Source organism: Afipia sp. GW821-FHT14H12, from assembly GCF_058803465.1.
Genome location: NZ_JBXAOZ010000002.1, coordinates 314,596 through 330,825 on the forward strand (window position 1 = coordinate 314,596; position 16,230 = coordinate 330,825).

At 62.6% G+C, this 16,230-nt stretch carries 15 protein-coding genes; 7 read left to right on the plus strand and 8 right to left on the minus strand.

The genetic code is table 11. From position 1 onward, the window contains the following. The first annotated feature begins 206 nt into the window (after positions 1-206). The 6 genes from lptG to AC1RNA_RS13065 all read left to right on the plus strand — a co-directional run bounded on the left by lptG (position 207) and on the right by AC1RNA_RS13065 (position 7,727). Positions 207-1,289, plus strand: a complete 1,083-nt coding sequence (lptG, locus tag AC1RNA_RS13040) for an LPS export ABC transporter permease LptG (protein WP_492951380.1) — start codon at positions 207-209, stop codon at positions 1,287-1,289. A 50-nt stretch (positions 1,290-1,339) separates the two neighbouring features. After that, a complete protein-coding gene (locus tag AC1RNA_RS13045) occupies positions 1,340-3,784 on the plus strand; it encodes an LPS-assembly protein LptD (protein ID WP_492951381.1) in 2,445 nt (814 codons plus the stop codon). A 64-nt stretch (positions 3,785-3,848) separates the two neighbouring features. Next, on the plus strand, positions 3,849-4,793 hold the full coding sequence (locus AC1RNA_RS13050) for a SurA N-terminal domain-containing protein (RefSeq protein WP_009339275.1): 945 nt from the start codon (positions 3,849-3,851) through the stop codon (positions 4,791-4,793). Between the two features lie 5 nt (positions 4,794-4,798). Continuing rightward, the gene (pdxA, locus tag AC1RNA_RS13055; RefSeq protein WP_492951382.1) at positions 4,799-5,809 is read left to right on the plus strand and encodes a 4-hydroxythreonine-4-phosphate dehydrogenase PdxA; all 1,011 of its coding nucleotides are present in this window, start codon (positions 4,799-4,801) and stop codon (positions 5,807-5,809) included. Then, positions 5,806-6,657, plus strand: coding sequence for a 16S rRNA (adenine(1518)-N(6)/adenine(1519)-N(6))-dimethyltransferase RsmA (gene rsmA / locus AC1RNA_RS13060; protein WP_492951383.1), 852 nt, complete (start codon positions 5,806-5,808; stop codon positions 6,655-6,657). Before pdxA ends, rsmA begins: the two co-directional genes overlap by 4 nt. Positions 6,658-6,662: 5 nt before the next feature. Further along, entirely contained in the window at positions 6,663-7,727 is a 1,065-nt protein-coding gene (locus tag AC1RNA_RS13065; protein ID WP_492951384.1) for an alcohol dehydrogenase catalytic domain-containing protein, read from the plus strand. A gap of 6 nt (positions 7,728-7,733) precedes the next feature. Here AC1RNA_RS13065 and AC1RNA_RS13070 read toward each other — a convergent pair whose 3' ends face one another. After that, positions 7,734-8,054, minus strand: a complete 321-nt coding sequence (locus AC1RNA_RS13070) for a hypothetical protein (RefSeq protein WP_009339266.1) — start codon at positions 8,052-8,054, stop codon at positions 7,734-7,736. A gap of 335 nt (positions 8,055-8,389) precedes the next feature. Here AC1RNA_RS13070 and AC1RNA_RS13075 point away from each other — a divergent pair, with 335 nt between their 5' ends. Beyond that, the gene (locus tag AC1RNA_RS13075) at positions 8,390-9,445 is read left to right on the plus strand and encodes a hypothetical protein (RefSeq protein WP_492951385.1); all 1,056 of its coding nucleotides are present in this window, start codon (positions 8,390-8,392) and stop codon (positions 9,443-9,445) included. Here the strand turns inward: AC1RNA_RS13075 and gmk are convergent. From gmk to fabD, 7 genes are all read right to left on the minus strand, one after another. Continuing rightward, the gene (gene gmk / locus AC1RNA_RS13080; protein ID WP_009339262.1) at positions 9,342-9,992 is read right to left on the minus strand and encodes a guanylate kinase; all 651 of its coding nucleotides are present in this window, start codon (positions 9,990-9,992) and stop codon (positions 9,342-9,344) included. The genes AC1RNA_RS13075 and gmk overlap by 104 nt on opposite strands. A 5-nt stretch (positions 9,993-9,997) precedes the next feature. Continuing rightward, positions 9,998-10,885, minus strand: coding sequence for a YicC/YloC family endoribonuclease (locus tag AC1RNA_RS13085; protein WP_048756222.1), 888 nt, complete (start codon positions 10,883-10,885; stop codon positions 9,998-10,000). A gap of 131 nt (positions 10,886-11,016) precedes the next feature. Beyond that, complete coding sequence (mltG, locus tag AC1RNA_RS13090; protein ID WP_492951386.1) at positions 11,017-12,378, minus strand: endolytic transglycosylase MltG; 1,362 nt, start codon at positions 12,376-12,378, stop codon at positions 11,017-11,019. 97 nt (positions 12,379-12,475) lie between these two features. Continuing rightward, positions 12,476-13,741 carry a beta-ketoacyl-ACP synthase II gene (gene fabF / locus AC1RNA_RS13095; protein ID WP_492951387.1) on the minus strand — a complete coding sequence of 422 codons (1,266 nt, stop codon included), beginning with the start codon at positions 13,739-13,741 and terminating at the stop codon, positions 12,476-12,478. A gap of 84 nt (positions 13,742-13,825) precedes the next feature. Then, positions 13,826-14,065, minus strand: a complete 240-nt coding sequence (locus AC1RNA_RS13100; protein ID WP_009339258.1) for an acyl carrier protein — start codon at positions 14,063-14,065, stop codon at positions 13,826-13,828. 393 nt (positions 14,066-14,458) lie between these two features. Beyond that, positions 14,459-15,196: a 3-oxoacyl-[acyl-carrier-protein] reductase gene (fabG, locus tag AC1RNA_RS13105; RefSeq protein ID WP_492951388.1), complete on the minus strand. Its 738-nt coding sequence runs from the start codon at positions 15,194-15,196 to the stop codon at positions 14,459-14,461. Positions 15,197-15,213: 17 nt separating this feature from the next. Beyond that, positions 15,214-16,170: an ACP S-malonyltransferase gene (fabD, locus tag AC1RNA_RS13110; protein ID WP_492951389.1), complete on the minus strand. Its 957-nt coding sequence runs from the start codon at positions 16,168-16,170 to the stop codon at positions 15,214-15,216. Between the last annotated feature and the right edge of the window lie 60 nt (positions 16,171-16,230).

Below are 16,230 nucleotides of genomic sequence, written 5' to 3' on the forward strand. Positions count from 1 at the left end.
TACGGTCCGAGGGGGATTTGGCCTCACAGCCAGATCCGGGCCGGCATCGCTCGGAGACACTGGGGATACTGCAGTTCGATGGCGTCGATTGATATCGCCTGCGCGGGGCCGGCCGTTATGCCGGGCCCTGCTTTTGATCGTTGCGCGGAATGCGCGCGGCGGGCCTGCGCGCTGACGCAGCATTCCGCAAACGAGCCATCGGCCGCATGCTGACCACCACGCTCGCCCGCTATTTCGCCAGACGTTTCATCATCGCCTCGCTCGCGGTGTTCCTCGGTATTTTCCTGCTGCTGGTCCTGGTCGACTACATCGAAATGGTGCGCCGGACCTCGAGCATCCCGACTGCCTCCGCGATCATGGTGGCGGAAACCTCACTGTTTCGGGTGCCGCAATTGCTGGAAAAGCTGATGCCGTTCTGCATCCTGATCGGTGCGATGAGCTGCTATCTCGCACTGTCGCGCAGCCTCGAACTGGTTGTGGCGCGCGCCGCCGGGATTTCGGCGTGGCAATTCATCACGCCCGCGCTGGTCGCCGCCCTCTTGATGGGCGTGCTCGCGACCGTCGTTTACAATCCGATTTCGGCCGCGATGCAGGAACGCAGCAAGGAGATGGAGGCGAAGCTCTTCTCCAACGGTGGCGTTCAGAACGTCGAACAATCCTGGATCAATCAGGTGACGTCGGAAGGCCAGTCCATCATCAGCGCGGCGCTTTCCCAGAATCAGGGTACGCGGCTCTCCGGCGTAACCGTCTTCCGCTTCAACCCGGACGGCAGCTTCCGGGACCGAATCGACGCCAATGACGCGAATCTGGAGCCCGGTGAGTGGCGGCTCGGAGGCGCGCGAATCCATTCCATGACCGCCGCGCCGGTCGTTCAGGACAACCTCCTGCTCAAGACCAATCTGACCCCAGCGCAGGTCCGGAACAGCTTTGCCACGCCTGAAACTGTGTCATTTTGGCAACTTCCGGGGTACATCCAGTCTTCGGCAAGCTCTGGTCTGGCCACAGCAGGATACCGTTTGCAGTATCAGAAGCTGCTCGCGAGGCCGTTTTTGCTGGCCTCGATGGTGCTCGTCGCGGCCGCCGTCAGCCTCCGGTTCTTCCGCTTCGGCGGCGTGCAAAAGATGGTTTTAAGTGGCGTGGCAGCAGGCTTTCTGCTCTATGTCCTGTCGAAAGTAACTGAGGATTTAAGCAAGGCCGAGTTGATGTATCCGCTCGCTGCCGCATGGCTGCCTGTCTGTGTGGGCGGCCTGACCGGCTTTTTGGCCTTGCTGCATCAGGAGGACGGGTAGTGGCTGGTTTTGCCGCCCTCCATGGACGGACGCCTGGGTTCAGGCGGCGCATGAGGCTGCGCCGCTATCGCCTTGCCATGTCCGCCGTCCTGATGCTCGGCGCGGGCGCATTGGCCCTGCCCGGCTCCGCCACGGCGGCGACCAACACCTTCATCTACAACAAGCGTCCACCGGTGCCGAAACCGCCGAAGGACAAGAACGCCAATAACGGGCAGATGCTCGTGAAGGCGCTCGAGATCAATTACGACTACAACAACAACCGCGTCGCCGCCGTCGGCAACGTCCAGATCTACTACAACGGCTCAACGCTCGAAGCCGACAAGGTCATCTACGACCAGAAGACCAAGCGCCTTCACGCCGAGGGCAACGTCCGCCTCACCGAGGCCGACGGCAAGGTTGTGAACGCCAACCTGCTCGACCTGTCCGACGACTATCGCGATGGCTTTGTCGATTCATTGCGCCTCAACACGCCGGACGAAACGCGCATGTCGGCGGCACGCGCCGATCGCAGCAATGGTGACATCACGATTTTCCAGAGCGGCACCTACACCGCCTGCGCGCCGTGCCGCGACCATCCCGAACGTCCGCCGCTGTGGCAGGTGAAGGCCGCGCGCATCATCCACAACAAGACCGAACAGATGCTCTACTTCGAAGACGCGAAGGTGGAGTTCTTCGGTCATCCGCTCGCCTACCTGCCGTACTTCTCGACGCCGGATCCGACCGTGAAGCGCAAGACCGGCTTCCTGATGCCGTGGGCGGGCTACAACTCGTACACCGGCTACAGCGCCGAGATTCCGTTCTACTGGGCGATCGCACCGAACTACGACATGACCATTTCGCCGCGCATCACATCGCGGCAGGGCGTGCTCGGCCAGATCGACTTCCGCCAGCGCCTGGTCAACGGCGCGTATGAAATCCGCGGCTACGGTATTCATCAGGAAGACCCGGATGCCTATGCCGGACAGGTTGGCGACCGCAACTGGCGCGGCGGCCTCGATTCGAACGGCCAGTTCGCGCTGAACGACAAATGGGTCGCGGGCTGGACCGCCGTGCTTGCAACCGACAATCGCTTCTTCAGCGACTACAAGCTTGGCCCCTACAAGAACCCGCTGGGCTCGTTCCTGCTGACGCCGACCGAAGGCATCTCGCAGGTGTACCTCACCGGCGTCGGCAACCGCAGCTATTTCGACATTCGTTCGATCTACTACTACGGCTTCAATGCCGCCGACGTGCAAAAGCAGATTCCCATCGTCGCGCCGGTGGTCGACTATAACAACGTACTCGGCCACAACCTGCTGGGCGGCGAGTTCAGCTACAAAGGCAACTTCGTCAATCTGACGCGCGACCAGGCGAATTTCGACGCGATCTCAAAGAACGCTCAGACCGTTGGTAATACGACTTGCCTGTCAGCAGACCCCGCCCAAAAAACGCGGGCCGATTGCCTGCTGCGCGGCGTGCCTGGCGATTACACCCGCCTTTCGGGCGAAGCTCAGTGGCGTCGGTCCTTCACCGATCCGTGGGGTCAGATTTTCACGCCATTCGTTTCGTTGCGTGGCGACCTGATCAACGCCAATGTCGCTCACGATCCAAGCGTTTCTGCTGCCAATGGCTATCTAGATCCCGGCAACCATCAGGAAGCCCGCCTGATGCCGGCGGTCGGCCTCGAATATCGCTATCCGTTCATCAACGTGCAGCCGTGGGGCACCACGACGATCGAACCAATCGCGCAGGTCATCATCCGCCCGAACGAGCAAAGGGCCGGACAGTTGCCGAACGAAGACGCGCAAAGCCTGACCTTCGACGACACCAATCTGTTCAGCGTCAACAAATTCTCCGGCTGGGACCGCGTCGAAGGCGGCGGCCGCGCCAACGTCGGCGTGCAGGCGACAACGCAGTTCGACCGCGGCGGCACCGTCAACGTGCTGTTCGGCCAGTCCTACCAGCTCTACGGCCTGAACTCCTATGCGGTGCAGAGCCTGACCAACACCGGCCTCGATTCCGGTCTCGACAAGCCAGCGTCCGATTACGTCGGCCGCGTCGCTTACTCGCCCAACAAGATCTTCAGCCTGACGACACGCTTCCGGCTCGACGAAGCGACAATGGACATCAAGCGTTTCGAGACCGAAGGCCGCGCCAATTTCGACCGCTGGTCGGTCAGCCTCCTGTACGGCAAGTATGCGCCACAACCTGAACTCGGCTATCTGACCGAACGGCAGGGCCTGCTCGGCACCGGTTCGTTCAAGCTCGCTGCCAACTGGCAGGTCTCCGGCGGGTTGCGCTACGACATCGCCAACAGCAAGGTGAACCAGTACATCGTCGGTGCCGGATACGTGGACGATTGCTTCCTGCTCGCCGTCAACTACGTGACCGACTACAACTACACGACAATCGGCAGCATCGCGCCCGTCACCGATCACCGCGTGATGTTCCAGCTTGGCTTGCGTACCATCGGCGGAACTTCGATTTCGCAAAACGTCTCCTCATCCACCCAGTGACATAATTGTGGTCGATTGCACGTCTACGGTGCGGCTCGACCGTGGTGAAACCGACAGCAATGTGATGATGAACGCGACATTCCTCTCTGTTTTTGCCAGCCGCCTTGCCCTTTCCCTCGCAACCTTGCTGACGCTTCTCGCAACAGCGCCGTCTGCGCGGGCGCAGGCCGTGGTGGTGATGGTCAATGGCGAGCCGATCACGACCTACGACATCGAACAGCGCGCCAAGCTCATCGCCCTGACCACGCACAAGAGCGCGCCGCGCCAGGAAGTCATCAATCAGTTGATCGACGACCGCCTCAAGATCAAAGAAGCCAAGAAATTCGGGATCAACATGACCCCGTCGGAAATCGATTCGTCTTACGCGGCCATGGGCCAGCGGATGGGAATGTCCGCGGACCAGTTGTCCAAGGTTCTCATGGCGCAGGGCGTGCGCCCCGAAACCATGAAGCTGCGGATGTCGGCCGACACCGCTTGGGGCGCGCTGGTGCGCGGCCGCTACAAGCAGAGCCTGATGGTGAGCGAACACGATGTCCGTGCGGCTTCCGGCGGCGATAGCTCGCCGCAAGATACCGAGAGCTATGAATATCACCTGCGCCCGGTCGTGATCTTCGTCCCGCGCGGTTCGTCTTCGGCTGTCGTCGAGCAACGCAAGAAGGAAGCCGAGATCATTCGCGACCGTGTCCAGAGTTGCGCGGAGGCCGCGACCACATTCAAGTCGCTGCGTCAGGGCACCATCCGGGACACCATCATCAAGACTTCGGCCGACCTGCCCGCGAATTTGCGCGAGCTTCTGGACAAGACGCCTGTCGGCCACATGACCCCGCCGGAAGTGACCCGGCAAGGCATCGAGATGGTTGTATTGTGCGACCGCAAGGTGACCTCCGCCGATACGCCCGCCAAGCGGGCGGCGCGCGACAAGCTGTTCGCTCAGAAATACGAGGCGAAGTCGAAATCCTACCTCGATGACCTCCGCAAGGCCGCGATGATCGAGTACAAGCAGAAATAAGGCCGATGCACCAAGCCCCGCTCGCTCTCACGATCGGTGAGCCCTCCGGGATCGGGCCTGATATCACGATTGCTGCATGGCTGAAGCGTAACGCCGACAATCTTCCTCCGTTTTACCTGATCGGCGATGCCGATCTGATCCGCCGCCGGGCCGCTTTGCTTGGAGAACGGATCGATGTCGTCGAAACATCGCCACAGGACGCTGTCGGAATTTTCGCGCGCGCCCTGCCCGTCGCACCAACCGGCCACACCGCCACGGGCACGCCCGGGAAACCCGACGCGACCAGCGCGTGGGCCGCGATCGCCTCCATCGAGCAGGCCGTGGCGGATGTGAAGACGGGCGTTGCATCCGCTGTCGTTACTAATCCGATTGCCAAGAGCGTCCTCTACAGTGCAGGCTTCAAGCATCCCGGCCACACTGAATTTCTCGCCGAACTGGCGGCCAATGGCGGCAGGACACCAAAGCCCGTGATGATGATCTGGTCCGAGACGCTCGCCGTCGTGCCGGTCACCATCCATCTGCCGCTGCGGCAGGCGATTGCCGACCTCACCACCGATCTGATTCTTGAAACCGCGCGCATCGTCGTCGCCGATATGAAACATCGGCTCGGCTTGCCCACGCCACGCCTCGCCATCGCGGGTCTCAATCCGCACGCCGGTGAAGACGGCACGCTCGGCAAGGAAGATGGCGCTATCGTCGCGCCGGCCGTCGAGCAATTGCGGCGCGAGGGTATCGACGCACGCGGCCCGCTGCCCGCCGACACCATGTTCCATGAAGCCGCGCGCAAGACCTACGATTGCGCAATCTGCATGTATCACGATCAGGCGCTGATCCCGGTCAAGACGCTTGCATTCGACAGCGGCGTTAACGTCACGCTCGGGCTACCTTTCATCCGCACCTCGCCCGACCATGGCACCGCCTTCGACATTGCAGGCACCGGCCGCGCCAACCCGTCGAGCCTGATCGCGGCGTTGCGCCTCGCCGCCCGCATGGCGCGCGCGAACGCCGCATCATGAGCCAGATCGACGATCTGCCGCCGCTACGCGAGGTCATCCGCAAATACGACCTCGCCCCGCGCAAATCGCTCGGCCAGAATTTCCTGTTCGATCTTAACCTCACAGCACGGATCGCGCGCGCCGCCGGACCTCTCGACGACGCCACCGTGATCGAGATCGGCCCCGGCCCGGGCGGGCTGACGCGGGCTTTGCTCGCCACCGGCGCGAAGCGCGTGATCGCGGTCGAACGTGACGATCGCGCGATCCCGGCGCTGGAGGACATCGCGCAGTACTATCCCGGCCGCCTCGAGATCGTTCACGGCGACGCCATCGATTTTGACCCGACCACAATACTCGACGGTGCACGGGCGCGGATCGTCGCCAATCTGCCCTACAACATCGCGACCCTGCTGCTCACCGGCTGGCTCACAAGCGAGCCGTGGCCACCATGGTTCGACATGATGGTGCTGATGTTCCAGCGCGAAGTGGCCGAGCGCATCGTCGCGCAGGAAAACGACGACGCCTATGGCCGCCTCGGCGTGCTCGCCAACTGGCGCACAGAGACCAGGATCCTGTTCGATATCGCTCCCGGCGCGTTCGTGCCGCCGCCGAAGGTCACGTCATCTGTCGTGCGCCTCGTCCCACGAGCGGAGCCGCTGCCTTGCCCACGCCGCGCGCTGGAACAGGTCGCCGCTGCCGCTTTCAACCAGCGCCGCAAGATGCTGCGCCAGAGCCTGAAGCCGCTCGGCGTCGATCCCGCACTGCTCACCGAGGCCGCCGGCATCGATCCGACACGGCGCGCCGAGACAGTGTCCATTGCCGGTTTCGTGGCGATGGCCAATCGCCTGTCCGAACTCAAGCAATCCTGATCTCCATGGCCTTGATATATCGCCAATCCCTCACGCAATTCGCGGCCCCCGTGTGCGAGACGGTTGTGGACGCCCCTGTGCCGCAAGGCAGCGAGGTGCTGCTGCGCGTGGCGAAATGTGGCCTCTGCCATTCCGACCTGCATTTGCAGGACGGGTTTTTCGACGCAGGAAATGGCCAGCGCATCGACATTACACGCGGCATCAAGCTGCCCTTCACGCTCGGCCACGAAATCGTCGGCACTGTCGAGGCGGCAGGTCCCGATGCACCGCGGGATCTCATCGGGCAACCGCGCGTCGTTTTTCCATGGATCGGATGCGGCGCCTGCCGCGACTGCATCAGCGGCGACGAGAACCTCTGCGCACGCAATCGCTATCTCGGTGTCGCGCTGGATGGCGGCTTCGCCAGCCATGTTCTCGTGCCCGACAGCCGCTATCTCCTGCCTTACGAGCCGCTGCCTGCGGGCTTCGCCGCCGCGCTGATGTGCTCCGGCCTCACCGCCTATGGTGCGTTGAAGCGCGCGGCCACTCATCCGCGCCGCCGCAATCTGTTGCTGATCGGCATGGGCGGCGTCGGGCTGATGGGGCTGTCGATCGCGCGCGCGATGGGCATGGAGACCATCGCGGTCGCCGACCTCAGCGAGGCCGCGCGTGCCGCCGCGCTCGATGCGGGCGCCGCGACGGCTTACGATCCGGCGGCACGAGAGACGGCGCGCCGCATGCTAAAGGACAGCGGCGGCGGCTTCGATGTCATCGTCGATTTCGCAGGCAGCGAGGCATCATTGGCATTCGCGATGAGCGCGCTCGCGCGCGGCGGCAAGATCGTCGTGTCAGGCCTGATGGGCGGCTCCTTCACCACGCCGGCAGTAAGCTGGGTCCACAAGCGCATGAGCATCGAAGGGTTCATGACCGGAACGCTCCTTGAGGCGCGCGAGTTGCTCGATCTCGCTCGCACCGGCCGCATCGCGGCAGTGCCGATGCATGAGGCTCCGATGCGCGAAGCAGCTGACTGGATGGAGAAGCTGCGCCACGGTGGCATAACCGGGCGAATTATCCTCACCAACGGCGCGTGAGCCGCCTTACGCTGCGTAGCCGTGCAGCGGCGCTAATTTATCGTTTCGGAAAATCTGTTTCGCCGACAACACCGGCTGCAATGAAGCCTGCCGGGCCGGCGGCTGCGCAACCGACACCGGCGGCGCCATCGCCAGCACCGCCGCGCGGGCCAACGGACACATCGCCTCCTGTGCGGGCAGCTCAGAATGAGCCGGACGGCTGCCCGCAAGGCGCAGCGCCGTCTCGATCTCATCGGATGGCGTGCCTCCCTTCAACAACAGCAAAATCAGAAGCGCCTTGATCTCCTCGCTCAACACGCCCGCGTCGTTTGCAGTGTCTCCAGTCATGACAATCCTCGCTTTCTGATTTCAGCAGATCAATGACGTGAAGCATCGAAGTCGCGTGGTTAATGCGATTTTAATTTCACGATTTAGAAGCGCGAATGCCGTGTTGATACGTAGACAAGACTTCACGCGCCTACCGTGAAGCTCTGCCCTTACCGCCTTGCGCACCTGTTCACGCATCACCCGTATGAGAATCAGAATTGTGGCGTTCCCAAAAGGCTTGCATCGCCCCAATTTTGTCTCATGCGTTTCGCATTTGCGGCCCATTGCGGCCCATCTCGTTGACAACGATTAACCCGCGCGTCGCGCACGACGTCACGATCCGACGTGGGGGAACCATGACAAACCGGAATTTCAAACTTGCGGCGGTGGCCTTGAGCGCCGTTCTCGGCGGCCTGACACCGTCGGTCGCACAACAAGCAGCGCCTGCTGCGGAACAGACAACTCCGGCGCAGCAAACGAATGCCGCCGAGGCCTGCCAGCGCACACCGAAAGGCGCAGCGCCACAGGGCAAGCATTGGTACTACCACACGGACCGCAGCGCTGGCCGCAAGTGCTGGTATCTCGGCGAGGCCGGGATGAAGACGACTACGTCCTCTGCCGCTGCGAAACCGAAGTCTGACACGGCGCCCACAGCCCGACAGGATATCGACAACGCCCGTGCAGAGGCTCCGGCGTCGCAGGCCTCGAAGCCGTCAGTTGCAAAGCCTGCACCCCCTGCCGAATCCGAGGCCACATCCAATACAGCACCGCAAACAACTGAAGCGGTGACGACGCAACCGACGCCAAATCCTGCTGCCTCAACGCCGTTGCTCACCGAGCGCTGGCCTGACGCCGACGCCTTCCGCCCGACAAGCCAGCAGACCACCGGGCAGTCCACACCGCTTGCCAGTTCGCAGCCCGCAACGTCGGAAGCCGCGCCGCCCGCTCCCGCGATGAAACCCGCAGCCGCCCCAACGGCACCGCGCGCCAAATCATCCGAACAAGCCGCCGACCTCACGCCATGGCGCGTTATTCTCGGTGTAGCATTTCTTGTATTGGCGCTGATCGCGATCCTCGCCCTTGTCACGTTCAGATATTTCTGGCGAACGGGCGACAAAGTCCGCAATGCGCCGGCGCAGCGTCGCAACATCTGGGGCGAAGCCGAAGACACGGAGACATCTTCGCCGGCCTACACGGAGATGATCGCGCCATCCCGATGGGCCTCTGCCGCGCGCACATCAAGAGCACCGCAGGACCTCGACGAAATCGAGCAACTCCTGCGCCGTGCCGCACGCGAGTCCGAAAATGTTATTTCTCTAGCTGATCCTGCAATCCGCGCACGAACGCCGACAGCCCCGTCTGCCGCTCGCGCTTCAACCGCTCAGCGCGCAGGATCGTTTCGACCTCGCTGAATGCCTGGTCGAGATCGTTGTTGAGCACGACATAGTCGTACTCGGCCCAGTGGCTCAGCTCATGAGCCGCGCGATCCATACGGCCGCGGATCACGGCGTCGGAATCCTGCGCGCGGGTATGAAGCCGTTTTTCAAGGTCCTGCGCCGACGGCGGCAGGATGAAAACGCTGACGACATCGGCCCGCGCCTTCTCCCGCAATTGCTGCGTGCCTTGCCAATCGATATCGAACAGCACGTCCTCTCCAGCTGACAGTGCCTTCTCCACCGCATGACGCGGCGTGCCGTAGTGATTGTCGAACACCGGCGCATGTTCGAGCAATTCGCCCGCGCGGACCATCTGGTCGAAGCGCGCCTTGTCGATGAAGTAGTAATGATCGCCTTCGGCCTCGCCCGGCCGCTTCGCACGCGTCGTTACCGATACCGACATCCGCAGGCCCGGCGTCTTCTCGATCAGCATGCGCGACAGCGTAGACTTGCCCGCGCCGGACGGCGACGACAACACGAACATCAGGCCACGCCGCTCACCGGCGAGCGCATTGCGAACCATCGCCTTCACTCCAGATTCTGAACCTGCTCGCGGAACTGCTCGACGATGTTCTTCATCTCGAGACCAATATTGGTCAATTCGACATCGTTCGATTTGGAACAGGTGGTGTTCACTTCCCGGTTGAATTCCTGCGACAGGAAATCCAGCCGCCGGCCGACCGGCCCGCCTTTCGACAGCAGTTCGCGCGCCTGCGCGACATGCGAACCGATCCGGTCGAGTTCTTCGCGGATGTCGGCCTTGGTCGCGATCAGCAGCGCTTCCTGCGACAGCCGATCAGGATCGAACCGATCCGATGCATCGAGCAGCGTTGCGATCTGCTCGGCGAGGCGTGTCTTGATCGCCTCCGGCTTGCGGCCCGGTGCGGCTTCGGCCCTGGCGGCAAGACGTTCGATGTCGTTAACACGCTGTGTCAGGATCTCGCCGAGCGAAACGCCTTCGCGGTCGCGCATCTCGACGAGGCCGGACAGTGCCGTCTCGAACGCGGCTATAGCAGCAGCCTTGGCCGTAGCAATTTCAGCCTCGCCGCTTTCCGGCTCGACAATGTCGATCACGCCCTTGACCGCGAGCAGACCATCGACGGTCGGCGGCAACGCGCCTGCTCTCGATGCCAGTCCTCGCGCCGCGTCGAGAACCGAAGCGAGAACGTCCTCGTTGATGCGCGCGACCGCCGCAGAGCCCGCCCGCTTGACGTTGAGGTTGGCGTAGACTGTGCCGCGCGACACCGCCTCACCGACCCGTTTGCGCACAGTACCTTCGAGATCGTCCCATCCCTGCGGCAGGCGCACACGTAGATCCAGACCCTTGGCGTTGACCGACTTCAATTCCCACTCGAACGTATAAAGTCCGCTGGTGCCGTGGCTTCGCGAAAAGCCGGTCATGCTCGACAACGCCATTGTCGAAAAACTCCGTCCAGATCAGGTGGATTCGCTGTGCGTGAACCGCCGCGGACCATACCCCGAATTGGGCCATGGTGCAGACGTTTTGGCGCCCGTCCCTTGAGAATTTCTTGCGAATTGCCTGGAATTCAGCGCGTTGCGGAAGCCGCATCCGCCGCAGCGTTGGCCGACGGCGGGACCGGCTTGGCGTGGGATGCAGGCTTATGGGCCTTCGGCGCCGCCGAGGTTACGCCCGCCCACGCATCGCTGGCCTTGGGAGCGAGCGATTGCTTGCCGTGGGATGATTTCGGAGCGGCCTTCGGCGCCGCGCGCCTGGCAGGCGCGGCCGGAGGCTGCGCTGCAGCGGGCTCGGTGGGCGCGCCGGACGGGACCGCGACCGGAGGCGGCACGTCGTCCGGCTCGGCAGCGTCGTTCTGCTGACGCTCAATCGAGCGAAGCTTCGCCACCGCCTTCTGGTGCTCGTTGTAGTTCTCGGTGAACGTATGCCCACCGGTGCCGTCGGCCACGAAATAGAGATCACGCGTGCGCGCGGGGTTGGCGGTCGCTTCCAGCGAGGCACGCCCCGGATTGGCGATCGGGCCTGGCGGCAGTCCCTCAATGACGTAGGTGTTGTACGGCGTCGGCTGCTGGATCTCACTGCGCTTGATCGGCCGTCCGAGCGTACCCTTGCCGCCGACAAGGCCATAGATGATGGTCGGATCGGACTGCAGCTTGATGCGCTGGCGCAGCCGGTTGACGAAGACCGAAGCGACGCGGCTGCGCTCATCGGCGCGGCCGGTTTCCTTCTCAACGATAGAAGCCAGCGTCACAAGCTGATCGGGCGACCGCAGCGGCAGATCGGGATTGCGATGCTCCCAGACTTCCGCGAGCAGCCGCTTCTGCGCCTGCTGCATGCGCTGGATCACCTGCTCGCGCGGGGTACCGCGCGGAAACTTGTAAGTGTCCGGCAGCAGCGTGCCCTCGCGCGGCACTTCGCGCAGCGAACCCGAGAAGATGTCGTTATCCTGCAACCGTTGAACGATCTGTTCCGATGTCAGCCCTTCCGGAATGGTGAAGGCATGCTGCACCACCTTGCCATCGACGATGGTGCCGATGACATCCGACAGGCTCGCATTCTTCTGGAACAGGAATTCGCCCGATTTGAGCGAGGTGCGCGCGTTGAGCGCCAGCACGCTGCCGATAAAGGTCCAGCGATCCGCCTTGATGACACCCTCTCGCAGCAGGATGTCGCCAATGTCGGTCATGCCCGCGCGTGGCGGAATATTGACGACCTTGTCGGCGGTCAGCGGACCTTTCGCGGTCAGCATCTGCTTGCCGTAGATGTAAAGACCGCCCGCGCCGAGGATCACCACCAGCAGAATCGTGATGATGGCGTTGCCCGCAACCACGAAGGGATTGCGCGCGCTGTCGGAACGCTTCGGAGGCGGAACCTGCTGCGGCTCTAACGCCGCCCGCGGACTGCGCGGTTCAATGGGAGGCCTTTGACTCATGTCCGAAATCCGAATCCGTTCTGGCCCGATCTCTCGCACAAACTTGGGATCGCAATATGACCGAAAGTTCTCCTGCGGTGAAGCCGAGGCATTTCCCTCAGTTCACCACCCGCTTCATGATCAACGATGCATTGGTGCCGCCAAAGCCGAACGAGTTCGACAAAGCGACATTGATTTCGCGCGATTTGGCCTTGTGCGGCACGAGATCGATGGCGGTCTCGATCGACGGATTGTCGAGATTCAGCGTCGGCGGCGCCATATTGTCGCGCAACGCCAGCACGCAGAAGATCGCCTCCACGGCTCCCGCTGCGCCGAGCAGATGGCCGATCGAGGACTTGGTCGACGACATCGATACCCTGGAGGCCGTATTGCCGAGCAGCTTCTGCACCGCACCCAGTTCGATCTCGTCCCCAAGCGGCGTCGAGGTGCCGTGGGAGTTGATGTAATCGATGTCGGATGCAAGCAATCCCGCACGCTTCATCGCAGCACTCATGCAGCGATAGGCGCCATCGCCATCGGAAGCCGGCGCGGTGATGTGATAGGCATCGCCGGAGAGGCCGTAACCGACGATTTCGGCGTAGATCTTCGCACCGCGCTTTTTGGCGTGCTCGTATTCCTCAAGCACGACAATGCCTGCGCCCTCGCCCATCACGAAGCCGTCGCGATCGACATCATAGGGCCGCGACGCAGCGGTCGGCCTGTCGTTGAATTTCGTGGACATCGCACGCAGCGCGCAGAAGCCCGCCATCGCCAGACGATTGACCGGCGATTCCGCGCCGCCCGCCACCATCACGTCGGCATCGCCAAGCATGATCAGCCGCGACGCATCGCCGATGGCGTGCGCGCCTGTGGAGCACGCGGTGACCACCGAGTGGTTCGGACCCTTGAGGCCGTGCTGGATCGAGACGTAACCGGAGGCAAGATTGATGAGACGTCCCGGAATGAAGAACGGCGAGACTTTACGCGGGCCGCGCTCATGCAACAGCACCGCCGTCTCACCAATGCCCTCGATACCGCCGATGCCGGAGCCGATCAGCGTGCCGGTGGCGCAGCGTTCTTCCTCGGTGGACGGATGCCAGCCAGCGTCGTTGAGCGCTTCGGATGCAGCCGCCATCGCGAAGATGATGAAGTCATCGACCTTGCGCTGCTCTTTCGGCTCCATCCACTGATCGGGATTGAAAGTGCCGTCGGTGCCGTCGCCGCGCGGCACGACGCAGGCAATCTGACTGGTCAGGTCGGAAACATCGAAATGTTCGATCTTCCGTGCGCCGCTTTCACCGTTGAGGATGCGTTTCCAGGTCGGCTCGACGCCGCCACCCAGCGGCGAAACCATGCCGAGGCCGGTGACGACCACTCGCCTCATGTCCGATGCTCCGATGTGCCAAACAGAAAGACGGCGGGCCGTTGCGCGCAACAACCCGCCGACATCAGCTACCGCAGAAGGAGCTTAGCTCTTCGCGTTCTTTTCAAGGAACTTGGTGGCGTCGCCAACCGTCAGGATGGTTTCCGCCGCGTCGTCCGGAATCTCGCAACCGAATTCTTCTTCGAAAGCCATCACCAGTTCGACAGTGTCGAGGCTGTCGGCGCCGAGGTCGTCGATGAAGCTCGCGGTATCCACCACTTTCTCCGGTTCGACACCGAGGTGCTCCACAACGATCTTCTTCACGCGCTCGCCAATCTCACTCATCGTTTCAACCTCGTGTTTGCTTCGTTTAACCCGATCGTAAAACGATACGAGCCGGTGTTGACCTTCTAAAACTCTATGCCGCCCGCCCAGTTCGATCCGCGCACCCGCAGACCGTCAGTCCCCTGCGAACCTCAACAGATGGCGCATCGGGAATATACAGGGTTTTGATTTCCTGCAATGACGTTCTTCCCTTGCGCGCTCACCACAAAACAGCCAGCCATTTTGCAGCGAATCCGCCCCGATCCTGAAGTCTGACCGGTCGAAAACTTTCCCCCATGCGACCGGAAATCGCGCAACGAGACAACATCCGAATAGCACAGGTCGGGGGACTTGGCCAAGCCGGGAGCAACCGCCAAACCGTCATAAAACAACACAATGGCTCCCCTAAAGCCCTCAAATCATTGCCATTCCACCATTGACATGGATGGTCTGGCCGGTGACGTAGGCCGCCTCGTTCGACGCCAGATAGACAGCGGCCGCAGCGATGTCGTCGGGCGAGCCGAGCCGTCCTGCCGGAACCTTGGCAAGGATACCCTCCTTCTGCTTGTCGTTCAGTGCATCCGTCATCGCAGTCGCAATAAAACCGGGTGCAATGCAATTCGCGGTGACGTTCCGCCGCGCATATTCCTGACCGATCGACTTCATCATGCCGATCAGGCCCGCTTTCGACGAAACGTAATTGACCTGCCCCGCATTGCCGGTGACGGCGACCACGGAGGTGATGCCAATGATGCGGCCGAAACGCTTACGCATCATCAATTTGGTCGCAGCACGCGCCAGGCGGAAGGTCGCGGTGAGATTGACGTCGATCACCTGATCCCAGTCCTCGTCGCGCAGCTGCACAAAAAGGTTGTCCTTGGTGATGCCCGCATTCGCCACGAGGATGTCGAGTTGCCCCATCGCCTTCTCGGAAGCGGGCACCAGCGCTTCGACCTGATCCTTGTCGGACAGGTTGCACGGCAGGACGTGGACGCGCTCCTTCAACTCACCGGCGAGCGTGTCGAGCACTTCGCGCCGGGTACCCGAAATCGCAACCGTCGCACCCTGCTTGTGCAACGCCTTGGCGATCGCATTTCCGATCCCACCGGTCGCGCCAGTGACGAGCGCGGTCTTGCCTGTCAAATCGAACATTGAAATTCTCCCTGAAATCACCCGCGCGCGGCGGCGATCGCATCCTTTGCAGTGGCAATATCACCGGGACCACCAACCGCGACACCGACGGCACCATCCGCGATACGCTTGACGAGGCCGGTAAGCACCTTGCCCGAACCGATCTCCAGAAAATGCGTGACGCCGTGGGCGGCCATATAAGCGACGCTTTCGCGCCAGCGCACCGTGCCGGTGACCTGCTCCACCAACAGCTTTCGGATTTGATCGGGATCAGTGACCGGACCCGCGAGGATGTTTGCAACCACCGGGACCACCGGCTTGTTGACCGTGACCTTGGCGAGCGCCTCTTCCATGGCGTCGGCGGCCGGTTGCATCAGACGGCAATGGAACGGCGCGGACACCTGCAGCAGCATGGCGCGCTTGGCGCCTTTAGCTTTCGCGATCTCGACAGCGCGTTCGACCGCGGCCTTATCACCGGACACCACGACCTGACCGCCACCATTGTCGTTCGCCGCCTGACAGACCTGCCCCTGTGCGGCCTCATCGGCTGCCGCCACGGCGGTCTCGTAATCGAGGCCGAGCAAGGCCGCCATCGCGCCGACACCCACCGGCGTCGCCTTTTGCATCGCCGTGCCGCGAATCCGCAACAACCGCGCCGTATCAGCAATCGAGAGGCTACCAGCCGCAGCCAGTGCCGAATATTCGCCGAGCGAATGGCCCGCCACGAACGCAGCGTCACGCGCAAGATCGATCCCCGCCTCTGTCTCCAGCACCCGCAGGGTCGCAAGTGACATCGCCATCAGCGCGGGCTGGGTGTTCTCGGTCAACTGGAGAGCTTCGGCTGGCCCTTCCCAGATCACGGTGCTGAGTTTCTGGCCGAGCGCCGAATCCACCTCGTCGAATACCGCGCGCGCAACCGGAAACGCCTCGGCGAGCGCCTTGCCCATGCCGACGGCCTGTGAACCCTGTCCCGGAAATGTAAATGCTGCCGTCATAAAGGCCTCCCAAACGTGGGGTGGTAAGACACCGCCAGGCCGGGGGCTGTCAAGCTGACG

Coding starts and splice junctions, on each gene's coding strand:
- fabF (WP_492951387.1), bottom strand. CDS start 13,741: ATGAGGCGAGTGGTCGTCACCGGCCTCGGCATGGTTTCGCCGCTGGGT.
- mltG (WP_492951386.1), bottom strand. CDS start 12,378: ATGAGTCAAAGGCCTCCCATTGAACCGCGCAGTCCGCGGGCGGCGTTA.
- AC1RNA_RS13085 (WP_048756222.1), bottom strand. CDS start 10,885: ATGGCGTTGTCGAGCATGACCGGCTTTTCGCGAAGCCACGGCACCAGC.
- pdxA (WP_492951382.1), top strand. CDS start 4,799: ATGCACCAAGCCCCGCTCGCTCTCACGATCGGTGAGCCCTCCGGGATC.
- AC1RNA_RS13075 (WP_492951385.1), top strand. CDS start 8,390: ATGACAAACCGGAATTTCAAACTTGCGGCGGTGGCCTTGAGCGCCGTT.
- AC1RNA_RS13050 (WP_009339275.1), top strand. CDS start 3,849: ATGATGAACGCGACATTCCTCTCTGTTTTTGCCAGCCGCCTTGCCCTT.
- lptG (WP_492951380.1), top strand. CDS start 207: ATGCTGACCACCACGCTCGCCCGCTATTTCGCCAGACGTTTCATCATC.
- AC1RNA_RS13100 (WP_009339258.1), bottom strand. CDS start 14,065: ATGAGTGAGATTGGCGAGCGCGTGAAGAAGATCGTTGTGGAGCACCTC.
- gmk (WP_009339262.1), bottom strand. CDS start 9,992: ATGGTTCGCAATGCGCTCGCCGGTGAGCGGCGTGGCCTGATGTTCGTG.
- fabD (WP_492951389.1), bottom strand. CDS start 16,170: ATGACGGCAGCATTTACATTTCCGGGACAGGGTTCACAGGCCGTCGGC.
- AC1RNA_RS13065 (WP_492951384.1), top strand. CDS start 6,663: ATGGCCTTGATATATCGCCAATCCCTCACGCAATTCGCGGCCCCCGTG.
- AC1RNA_RS13070 (WP_009339266.1), bottom strand. CDS start 8,054: ATGACTGGAGACACTGCAAACGACGCGGGCGTGTTGAGCGAGGAGATC.
- rsmA (WP_492951383.1), top strand. CDS start 5,806: ATGAGCCAGATCGACGATCTGCCGCCGCTACGCGAGGTCATCCGCAAA.
- fabG (WP_492951388.1), bottom strand. CDS start 15,196: ATGTTCGATTTGACAGGCAAGACCGCGCTCGTCACTGGCGCGACCGGT.
- AC1RNA_RS13045 (WP_492951381.1), top strand. CDS start 1,340: ATGAGGCTGCGCCGCTATCGCCTTGCCATGTCCGCCGTCCTGATGCTC.